Here is a 10569-nt window from a genome sequence, read left to right on the forward strand (position 1 = left end):
CGTGGCGGATTCGTTAGTGCCGTTGACAGTAACGGTAACCGTGCTTGTTGTACCATCCGCCGATTTAACGGTGAAGATTTCAGTTTTTACATCACCGTCTTTCAGGGCTTGAACGATAGGATCGTTATTGTTCAGCGTGTAAGTCCACTTGCCGTCTGTGCCAATGCTGAACTTACCGTAAGTGCCGCTTGTGTCCGTTTGCGCTTGGAAGCTAGATTGGCCTGCATCCTTATCGCTGACTAATAAAGTGCCTTTAGCGGTCAGAAGCGTATCTTCCTTAACCAGCCCCTCATCGTCACCTTGCTTGCTTGGGGTGATGACGGCTGCATCATTCGTACCGACAACGGTCACAACAACGCTTGAAGTCGTGCCATCGGCAGACTTAACGGTGAAGGTTTCAGTCTTGGTTTCGCCTTCAGCCAAAGCCTGAACATTGGCTGCAGCGTTGTTCAGTGCATAAGTCCATTTGCCATCTGTGCCAATACTGAACTTACCGTAAGTGCCGTTCGTATCTGTTTGGGCTTGGAAGCTGGATTGACCTGCGTCTTTATCATTCACTCGCAAGGTTCCGCCAGTGGCAAGGACAGTGTCTTCCTTAACTTGGCCTGCATCATCACCCGGTTTGCTTGGGGTGATGATCGCGGCATCATCTTTACCATTAATGGTGATGACTACGTTGTGCTTGGTGCCATCGAGTGATTCAACAATATATGTTTTATTAAGGCTGTCTTTGTCGCTTAGGCTCTGAACTGCATTTGCTGCGTTATCTAGCGTAAACGACCATGTGCCATCTTTTGCGATGCTGAAAGTGCCGTATTCGTTGGTAACCGTTTGTGGTTTTATTTCTGACTGGCCAGCATCTTTATCCGAGACGGTTAGCTTGCCGTTAGCAATAAGTACACCGTCTTCCTGCACAGTGCCTTGGTCGTTGCCACTGATATTTGCAGGGTCGTCAGTAGGGGTGATGCCCACATCAACGGTGATAATGGCGGTGCCGCCTTTGCCATCGCTTACCGTGACGGTAAAGCTGTCTTTGCCGTTGTAATCAGGTGCAGGAGTGTATTCGTAGCTACCGTCTGGCTTAACGGTTACGGTGCCGTGCGTAGGCTGATCTTTGGCAACAAAGGTGAGCGGGTCACCATCTTTATCTGTTGCAACCAGCTTGCCGGTAATCGGGGTGTCTTCAGGCGTTGTAATGGTTTGATTTGTACCAACGGGTGCATCATTAACCGGGTTAACCGTTACCACAACAGTTGCGGTGCTGCTGCTACCGTTGGTGTTGATAATGGTGTAGGTGATTTGATCTGTGCCGTTAAAATTGGCGTTAGGCTTGTAGGTGAGCGTGCCATCTGGGTTAATGACAATGCTGCCGTTAGTGGCCGTAGCGGTGCTGACGGTTAGGCCGCTACCTACATCATTGCCTAGTACATTAATGCGGCTTTCACTGTCTTCATCAAGGGTGACTGCATCATTGATTGCCTGAATACTTTCCTGAGCTGGCGTTACTTGTGCTGCACCTTGGTTTAACGGCAGATCGGTTGTGGCTTGCTGGCCCGCTGCAAAGTTAAATGCCAGCGGGTCAACGCCTTCGGCAATACGCAGTAATTGTACAAAGGAGTGGCCTTCACCCGCGGCAGCGCCACTGAGGCCCGCTGCGGTGGCTTCCAGCTCAGTAGAAAGATCCCGCCCGTCTGCAAGTGCGCTTGCAATGTTTGCGGCAGAGGCTTCCAGTGCTTTGATTGCGGCGCTGGCAGTATCTACCGGCGATACGCCGAGTAGCTCTGCGTCTATTTGTACTGTGCGGGCCGGGCCAATATCGACGAGCTCGCCATTGGGGAGCTGCAGTTGGACGTGGCCGTCTGCTGCGGTGACTAAAATCTGCTGTTCATCAAGTTTCTGGCCCTCTTTGAGCGGAACAATGTTCCCACTGGCGTCGCGTAAATAAGCTTTGCCATCGATTTGAACGATTGTAGCGTGCGGCTTGGTGGTATTGATCTGTTCGGCCATGAGGTATTAACCAGAAATTGATGAGATATTTTCAGGGTATCGAAGTTTAGTAAATTCTTATACTGTACTGAAGTACAGTAAGTTTTTTGTTTTTGGATTGTTCATGATGTTTTATGCAAGCGCTATGCCGTAATTGAGGCATATCCTTGTTTTGTAGTGCCTGATTTGGGTTGTTTATGATGGCGGCTTAAGGGCGTAGTTGCTGGCTTTCTTGTGCGAAATATTGATAAGCTAAGTAAGCTTACCGTGCTGTTTTGCCGCGCCTTGCTAAGTTGCGCGCTTTCACTGGCATGTGTGTTAGTGGTTTTAGTCCAGTGATGCGTATCACAGTACTCAGGCGTTTTGCGCGGCAAAACTGTTGTTTTTGATGCTTACGCACAAAACGCTTTTATACCCTTTTAATTACGTATTTTTGAATAGACATGCCGTACCCTAAAAACGGTCTAAGTAGTAGCGGTTAATGAGCTGAGTTCATTTTTAGCAATCTTAATGACCACTTTTTTGATCTGCATCGGCTCACTCACTGCCCGACATGGCTTATGCAGCTCGCCGGGGTAAAAAATAGCGAACATGCCCGGTTTTAAATACAGCCTAGATTCGTCGCTGATCGGAGCAATAAAGGCGATATCTCTTTCCGCCAGCTGATCATGTGTTTTGGTGAGCGTGTCATTGGCAATCGCGTAGCCAATCAATTCTTCGCCTTCTAATAAATACTGAATATCAATATAGCGGGCGTGAAACTCTGGTTTGCCGCTTTCCCATGCCTGGGTGATGGGCGTTTGTACCAGGGCAAACATCTGTTCGCCATCAATGGGGTAGCGGCCGATTTCCATTTTAGAAAAATCGGTGCTGCGTAGATAATCCAGCGCGGTTTCTATGGCGGCGGGCAGGGGCAGGTTGTGGTGATGCAAATGGCCTAAATACATAGTGAATCTCTGAACGGGTAATTGTTTACAGTATATCTGTTTGGGCAGGCTCAATTGGCGTTCTGCTGCTTGGGGTTGAAAGAGTGAAAGCTTTTTTGTTTTGCATGCTTGGCGTCAGAAATGTGTTGGATATCTGCCGCAAAGGAAAACCTTTTTAGCTCCGATCTTTGCGCTAAAAGCGAATTTATGGCATAAGGCACACTGCTGTTTGCTTATACCGGACTTTGGAAAATGAAAACCCCGAAAAGATTAGAACCGCTTGTTCAGAATGGACTTGTTGATGAAGTACTCCGCCAGCTGATGAGTGGCAAAGAAGCCGTGGTTTACGTAGTGCGCTGTGGCGACGACGTTCGCTGCGCCAAGGTTTACAAAGAAGCGAATCAGCGTAGCTTTAAGCAAAACGCGGCCTACCAAGAAGGGCGTAAGGTTCGAGGTTCGCGCGATGCCCGTGCCATGGAAAAAGGCAGCCGTTATGGCCGAAAAATGGCTGAAGAAGTCTGGCAAACCGCTGAAGTAGACGCCTTGCACCGCTTAGCCGCGGCAGGCGTGCGCGTGCCTACCCCATACAACTGCTTTGAAGGCGTGCTCCTGATGGAGCTGGTTACCGACGCTGCAGGCCACGCTGCCCCACGTTTAAATGATGTTGTGCTGAGCCATACAGTGGCTTTGGCTTATCACGCCATGCTGATTAAACAAGTGGTCTTGATGCTTTGCGCTGGCGTGATTCATGGCGACTTATCCGAATACAATATTTTGGTCGATGCAGATGGCCCAGTGATTATTGATTTGCCACAGGCTGTGGATGCGGCAGGCAATAACAGTGCGTTTAGCATGCTGGAGCGCGATGTGGGTAATTTGGCCACTTACTTTGGCCAGTTTGCCCCAGAGCTGCTGAATACCGATTACGCCTTTGAGATCTGGAGCCATTACGAAAAAGGCGAGCTGCACCCTGATGTTGTGCTGACTGGCCGCGCCCGCCGTAGCGAGAAAAAAGCCGATGTACGTGGCCTGATGCGTGAAATCGATAGCGTGAAAGAAGAAGAACTCAACCGCCGTCGCTTTCAATTAGAAGAAGACTGATAAGCAGTTTGTAAATGGATTGTGGGTGTCTGCCTTGCCCTTGATGCGCCAAGTTAAGACAAAAACAGGGCAAAAAAGCGATCTTCATAGGGTGTGCAAGTCGTTTTTCTTGCGCACCGTTTCTTGGTGTACAACGACTGCGTCGTTGTACACCCTATAAAATGCCGATTCACTCCATGAGATCGCTTAACTTGATGTCTAAGGGCATAAGCACTATCGTGCCGCACGCGTGGGCATAAAATGTGCCCACCCTACATTACATTAGCAATTGAACTAACACCTCGTTTTTACGCCTAAGCAAACCCACCTGTAAAATTCCCTCTATGTCACTTCATCTTGTTATTTCTTATGCCGACTGGCCCGATTTGGATCAGTGCCGCTTTATTACCACCGGTCTGGATTTGCCCGCAACGGCGCTACTGTGCGGCCGTGGCGAGTGCTTGCCTGCGCATAAGCAGACGGTAGAGGCATGGCTGGCAGGGTTGTTTGGCATGGAGAGCTTACCTGCGGCGGCTTTAACACTGGGCTTAGATCAGCCCGCGGCCCAAGGGGGCTTTTGGCTAAGGGCCGACCCGGTGCATCTTAAAATTGAGCGAGATGGTCTGCTGCTGTTTGATGCGCATCATTTTCAAATCAGCCAGGCTGAGGCCGATGCACTGGTGGCAGGCTTAAATAGCGTATTTAAGGACGACGGCATGCTGTTTGTGGCCGCTTCGCCAACGCGCTGGTATGTACGCTTACCCGCAGATCCACAGCTTATGTGGACGCCACTCGATGCCGCCATTGGCCGCGATATCAATACACTTTTGCCTCAGGGCGCGGACGCGCTGAAGTGGCATCGTGTGCTTAATGAAATTCAGATGTATCTCTATACCCATGCTGTGAACGATCAGCGTAGCGACGCACAAACCATCAATAGTCTATGGCTGTGGGGCGGCTCCCATTATCCCGTTGCCGATACCCCCGTTGTGCCTGAGCTGCCTGTTTATGCAGATAATTTGCTGCTGCGTGGCCTGATGCAAATAGGCGGCTCAGATGTGCAGCCCCTTCCTGCCAACGTCGCCGCACTGCCCGCCGGTGATGCACTGGTGATGCTCGATTATCTACGCCTAGGGGCCTGCTACGGCAATGCCTACGATTGGCGAGAAGGCTGGCTGGCATTAGAAAAAGACTGGTTTGCACCGCTCTTGGCTGATTTAAAATCTGGTAAGCGTAAATCGCTAGCGATCACCTTTCCAGAGCTAGGCCTCGCCCTGCAAACAGACCGCTCCCTACGCTGGAAGATCTGGCAAAAGCCAAAATTACCTTGGGCTTTTGCGTAGGGCGAAAAAGATCTGTAGGCACAGAGCCCATGAAAAACACAGGGCACATAGAGAAAATCGTAAGTGTTTAACCTTTTCAGGTTTTAATTTGAGTCTTAAAAGATTTTAAAGGATTAGTTCCCTATTGGAGGGAGGCAAACCTATTTACTTAAGCAAAATCAGTGAGGCATGATGTTTTCGTAGGTTGGGTTACGCGATAAAGCTGCTAACCCAAGCTACGAATTCCGTTTAAGTAAATAGGATTGGTTGAGGGATACCCTTGGTTTTTCTCCCTGTTCTGCCTTTAAACTCTGTGTTCTCTGTGTCCACAGAAGTTAGTTTTAGAAGTTTTTATATCCGTCACTTTGAGTCAGCCATGACCACCATTTCCCCCCGTACTGTCCCATCCGCTGCCGAATCTCTGCTTTGCGAGCAAGGCTTGTCGCCACTTGAGGCGCGTTTGTATGCGGCTCGCGGTATTGCCAACCGATCCGAGCTAGAGCACGAGTTGGCACACCTGCTGCCTTTTCATGGCTTAAAAAATATTATTGCTGCGGGCAAGCGCCTTGCGGATGCGATTGCCGCTAAAGAACGGATTTTGATCGTGGCCGATTACGATGCCGATGGCGCAACGGCTTGCGCGGTGGGGATGCGCGGCTTGGCGATGCTGGGCGCGGTGGTCGATTTTGTTGTGCCGAATCGCTTTGAGTATGGCTATGGCCTGACGCCAGAAATCGTCGAGCTGGCGGCGCAAAAATCGCCTGATTTAATCTTAACGGTAGATAACGGCATCGCCAGCGTGGCCGGTGTGGCCGCAGCGCAGGCGCGCGGCATTGATGTGCTGATTACCGATCACCACTTGCCTGGGGACGAGCTGCCCGCCACGCTGATCGTGAATCCTAATCAGCCGGGCTGTACTTTTGCGAGTAAAAATCTGGCCGGTGTGGGGGTGATGTTTTATGTGCTGATGGCGCTGCGGGCCGAGCTGCGCGAGCGGCAGGTTTTTGCAGGCATCAAAGAGCCTAATCTGGCGACGCTGCTTGACTTGGTAGCGCTGGGCACTGTGGCCGATGTGGTTCGCCTTGACGGCAATAACCGTATTCTGGTTGAGCAGGGCTTAAAGCGCATGCGGGCAGGGCGGGCCAGTGCCGGTGTTTTGGCCTTGTTTACTGCGGCGGGGCGCTTGCCTTACAAAGCATCTTGTTTTGATCTGGGCTTTACCTTGGGGCCAAGGCTGAATGCGGCAGGGCGTTTGGATGATATGAGTCTAGGAATCGCTTGCCTCTTGGCCGATTCAGAAGCCGCCGCCACGCCACTGGCTAAAGAGCTGGATGGCATGAACCGCGAGCGGCGCGAGATTGAAGTGGGCATGCGCGCCGAGGCCGAAGCCATTTTGGCAGGCATAAACGTGGAAGACGCTTATAGCATTAGCCTCTATCAAGGCGATTGGCATCAGGGCGTGGTGGGGATTATTGCTTCCAGAATGAAAGATCGTTTTCACCGCCCAACCATTGTGTTTGCCGATGGCAACGATGATGAAATCAAAGGCTCGGGCCGTTCCATCCCCGGCCTGCATCTGCGCGATGCGCTGGATTTGGTATCCAAGCGCCACCCCGATTTAATCCTGAAATTTGGCGGTCACGCCATGGCCGCAGGTTTAAGCCTGCGCCAAGCAGATTTTGCACGTTTTAAAGCCGCGTTCGAGGCGGTGTGCCATGAGCTGATGGATGCAGACACGCTGGAGCGAAAAATTGAAACCGATGGCGAGTTAGCCACCGAATCTTTTGCACTAGACGTGGCCGAAACGCTGGATACGCAAGTATGGGGCCAAGGCTTTCCCGCGCCGATGTTCCACGGCGAATTCACCGTAGTCGAGCAGCGCTTGGTGGGCGAGCGGCACTTAAAACTCAAACTTGCTAATCCGCATGGCTTGGTACTGGATGCCATGCGCTTTGGCCATGCCGATCCGCTACCGCTCAAAATCATGGCTGTGTACCGCATCGGCGTAAACGAATTTCGCGGCAACCGTGTGGTGCAGCTGCAAATTGAGCATGTAGGTGAATAGCGGCCAGAACCCAAATCTTGAAACACAGAGATCGCAGAGAACAAGGAGTTTCACGGAGAAAACCATTTTTTAAACACGATGGGCATCAAGTTAAGAAAAGGTGTAACAAAGATGATTTTTATAAGGGTGTGCAAGTCGTTTTTCTTGCGCACCGCTCTTTGCGCTCCGACTGCGTCGTTGTACTCCCTATCATTGCCGATTTACTCTATGACAAAAAATTGATTTGATGCGCATAACGCCAGTCTTCATGCTCACTCATTCATTCTGATCCGCCAATGATTCCCTGCCGAGCAATCGTCTGTTTGCTATGGTAAAGAGGGGGCGCAGCTTTGCTGTGACGCGTTTGGGTTGGAGTAAGGGGCTGGCTGAATGAAAGCAACTGTGCCGTATTATCTATTGTTGGCATCGATCAGCTTAACAGCCTGTGGCGAGGGCGGAGGAGGCGGCTCGGGGGATAGCGTTGCACCGACACCTGCTAGCTCGACCGTGACGACGACTCCCATACCCACTGCAACGCCAACTACCCCACCTACGGCGACGCCTACCGCTTCGCCTCAGCCCAGTGCTGTGCCTACTTTTTTGCCTACCGCTTCGCCTCAGCCCAGTGCTGTGCCTACTTTTTTGCCTAGCTCCAGCCCTAGCCCTACGCTTACTCCTACTCTGGCGCCTAGCCCAGTCCCCAGCCCTCAGCCTAGCCCCGTTCCTACACCAGCGCCTGTTACTGCCGCCAATGCAGGTTTATTAATCAGCGAAGTTTCCACCAATGATTCAACCAACACGGGTGCGTGGATAGAAATTCATAATCCAGGGAGCAGCGCAGTGTCACTCAGTGGCGTCAGTTTGCGTAGCCGCTCTGGTCTTCGCTCATCGCCATTTACCATTTCCAGCGCGCCAGTCAGCTTTAGCCTGCCTGCGGTCACGCTGGCAGCGGGTGCTTATTATGTAGTGATCGCAAAAATCGACGATAGCGTAATCGATAACAGCCAGGCGGCGTATATCAAAAACGGCGAGGCCATGCCTTTTTGGGGGGCCAATGGCGCGGTGGAGCTCACGTTTGCCGGGGCTACTTTAGATTTTGTTCGCTTTGGCAATAGCAGCCACGCGCCTTTAAGCAGTACTGCATGGGTAGGGGCAAATGTGGCTGCCTTGCCTGCTACATCGCAAGATTATGGTAAGTCTTTAGTGCGGCCTTTTCCGCTACAGGCCAATAGCAAGAGCGCCGTAGATTGGGTGCAGATTCCTTTTGCCACGCCCGGCGGGCCTAACGATGTGCCCGCCACAGCGGTGGATGGTGATAGCGATGGCATTCCCGATAGCGCAGAAGTAACGGGTGGCACGTTTGCGGGCTTGGATTTATTCGCGATGGGGGCCAGAACGAGCCAGCGTGATATTTTTGTGCAAGTCGATCATATGGCGTCCAGCGATGCCGGCATTACCCCGCGTAAAGAGGCGCTGCAAAAAGTGGTGGATGTTTTTACTGCCAGAGGCTTTAGCATTCATTTTGATACCGGCAGCCTTTACGCCGCTACGTTTAATCCGGCTTTATTTCATTTGGGCGGTGGTTTGGCAGGTGGCGCCAATACCGTGACTTATGCGAAATGTATTAGCTTCGATAGCAAAACAGGCTGCGCCTCTTTATATAGCTATAAATCAGCGAGTTTGGATATCCGGCGCAAAACGATATTTCATTATCTGTTAATGGCAAACTCGCAAGAGCTGGATGGCTCGGCAGGCTCTTCAGGTTTGGCTGAAATCAATGGCAATGATTTATTGGTTACATTAGGTAATTGGGGTTTATCAAGCGGATCGGGAAGTAATACAAACTTATTGTTGAATTATCAGGCCAGCACCATCATGCATGAATTAGGCCATAATTTTGGTTTAGAGCATGGCGGCAATCAAGCGGATAACTACAAGCCTAATTACTATAGCGTGATGAATTACCTCTACCAATTGCCGGGCCTTGGCACAGATCCCAAGGCTGCGGGTGCGGTGCAACGCTATTACCTTAACAATAATGCGCTGGGCTTTAGCTGGGGCGGTATTTGTAGCCTGGATGCCAGCCCTTGCGGCACAGATTATCGTATGGATTTCTCGGATGGCAGCAGTGTAAATTTAAATGAAAATGCCTTAATTGAATCTGCCTTGATAGGCAGAGGGAATAATGCCGGGTTTTATGCCGATTGGAATACAAATGGCAGCCAGAATACAGCGGCTTATTCGCGGGATATTAATCAGGATTCAAGCCTTTCTGTATTAAGTGATTTTAACGACTGGGCTAATCTTAATTTGCCGTTTGCCCGGCAAAGCACTGGCAATAGCGGTGCAAGTTTCTTATCCAGACGGCTTGTATCATTACCGCATGTGCTAAGCCAGGATAGGCAAGCTACAGCGCCAGAGCTGCCTCCACCCACAGCGCTGATCCGCTTGATCCGCAGCCTTAAAGCTACAGAGGGGCATTCGCGCCCATCAGCAAGGTAATGGGCCAGCTGATGGTGTGCTCAGTTTGCCAGTGCTCGGCTAGCGCATCCTTAAGTGCCTCAACGGGGTTAAAGCCTTTTTCTTCAATAAAACAAGCGGTGGCTGACCAGCTTTGTACATAGGCAATTAATTGCTCAAGCTGCCATTTCTCCTTGAGCTCAAAGCTTGGGTTGGCTCGTCGGGTAAAGGGGAAGGGAAGGTCAGCATAGCCATTTTCAACGTGTTTTCTTTCTGGCGGCCAATATGCGCCAACGCCGCTCTGATAAAACGTTTGGAATAAATGATTAATTTGCGGATGGTCTATGACGGGTGTGCCATAGCACCAAGCCGCAATCCGCCCCTTCTTTTTTAAAACTCGCTTAGCTTCTAAATAAAAAGCATCTAAATCAAACCAGTGCAGTGCTTGGGCGATGCAAATAAGATCCACGCTATTGGCGGGCAACTGGCTGTCTGCTGCAGTAGTGCAAAGGGTGATAATTTTTGGATTATCGGGGAGCAAATCAAGCTGCGCCTGGCTGATATCACTGGCTAATACCGAATCAAAGTGTAAAGCAAGCGCCGTTGACGCCTGACCACTTCCCGCACCGCAATCCCATGCCTGTTGCCGCTCTGGGCATTGGCTGGCTAGCCACTCAAAAAGCGCTTCGGGGTAATGCGGCCTGCTTGCGAAATAGTGTGTTGCAACTTTAGAAAAGTGGTCAGACATGGT

7 protein-coding genes are annotated in these 10569 nt (G+C 50.9%); 4 read left to right on the forward strand and 3 right to left on the reverse strand.

Annotation, left to right across the window (positions count from 1 at the left end; translation table 11 throughout):
* Positions 1 to 2007 (reverse strand): retention module-containing protein (locus ACFQNF_RS14760; protein WP_380188699.1); only part of this gene is annotated, 2007 nt, incomplete at its 3' end.
* 443 nt (positions 2008 to 2450) lie between these two features.
* Complete coding sequence (locus ACFQNF_RS14765) at positions 2451 to 2933, reverse strand: NanQ anomerase/TabA/YiaL family protein (RefSeq protein ID WP_380188700.1); 483 nt, start codon at positions 2931 to 2933, stop codon at positions 2451 to 2453.
* A 231-nt stretch (positions 2934 to 3164) separates the two neighbouring features.
* On the opposite strand from ACFQNF_RS14765, the gene ACFQNF_RS14770 reads away from it, so the two are divergent.
* The 4 genes from ACFQNF_RS14770 to ACFQNF_RS14785 all read left to right on the forward strand — a co-directional run bounded on the left by ACFQNF_RS14770 (position 3165) and on the right by ACFQNF_RS14785 (position 9860).
* Positions 3165 to 4013, forward strand: a complete 849-nt coding sequence (locus ACFQNF_RS14770; protein WP_046352755.1) for a PA4780 family RIO1-like protein kinase — start codon at positions 3165 to 3167, stop codon at positions 4011 to 4013.
* Between the two features lie 323 nt (positions 4014 to 4336).
* On the forward strand, positions 4337 to 5335 hold the full coding sequence (locus ACFQNF_RS14775; protein ID WP_380188701.1) for a hypothetical protein: 999 nt from the start codon (positions 4337 to 4339) through the stop codon (positions 5333 to 5335).
* Positions 5336 to 5690: 355 nt separating this feature from the next.
* The gene (gene recJ, locus ACFQNF_RS14780) at positions 5691 to 7379 is read left to right on the forward strand and encodes a single-stranded-DNA-specific exonuclease RecJ (RefSeq protein WP_380188702.1); all 1689 of its coding nucleotides are present in this window, start codon (positions 5691 to 5693) and stop codon (positions 7377 to 7379) included.
* Between the two features lie 369 nt (positions 7380 to 7748).
* A complete protein-coding gene (locus ACFQNF_RS14785) occupies positions 7749 to 9860 on the forward strand; it encodes a lamin tail domain-containing protein (RefSeq protein ID WP_380188703.1) in 2112 nt (703 codons plus the stop codon).
* On the opposite strand, the gene ACFQNF_RS14790 is transcribed toward ACFQNF_RS14785, so the two are convergent.
* Positions 9826 to 10566, reverse strand: coding sequence for a class I SAM-dependent methyltransferase (locus ACFQNF_RS14790; RefSeq protein ID WP_380188704.1), 741 nt, complete (start codon positions 10564 to 10566; stop codon positions 9826 to 9828). The two genes, ACFQNF_RS14785 and ACFQNF_RS14790, sit on opposite strands and share 35 nt — an antisense overlap.
* Positions 10567 to 10569: the final 3 nt, after the last annotated feature.

Source organism: Iodobacter arcticus (genome assembly GCF_042664895.1).
Taxonomy (GTDB): domain Bacteria; phylum Pseudomonadota; class Gammaproteobacteria; order Burkholderiales; family Chitinibacteraceae; genus Iodobacter; species Iodobacter arcticus.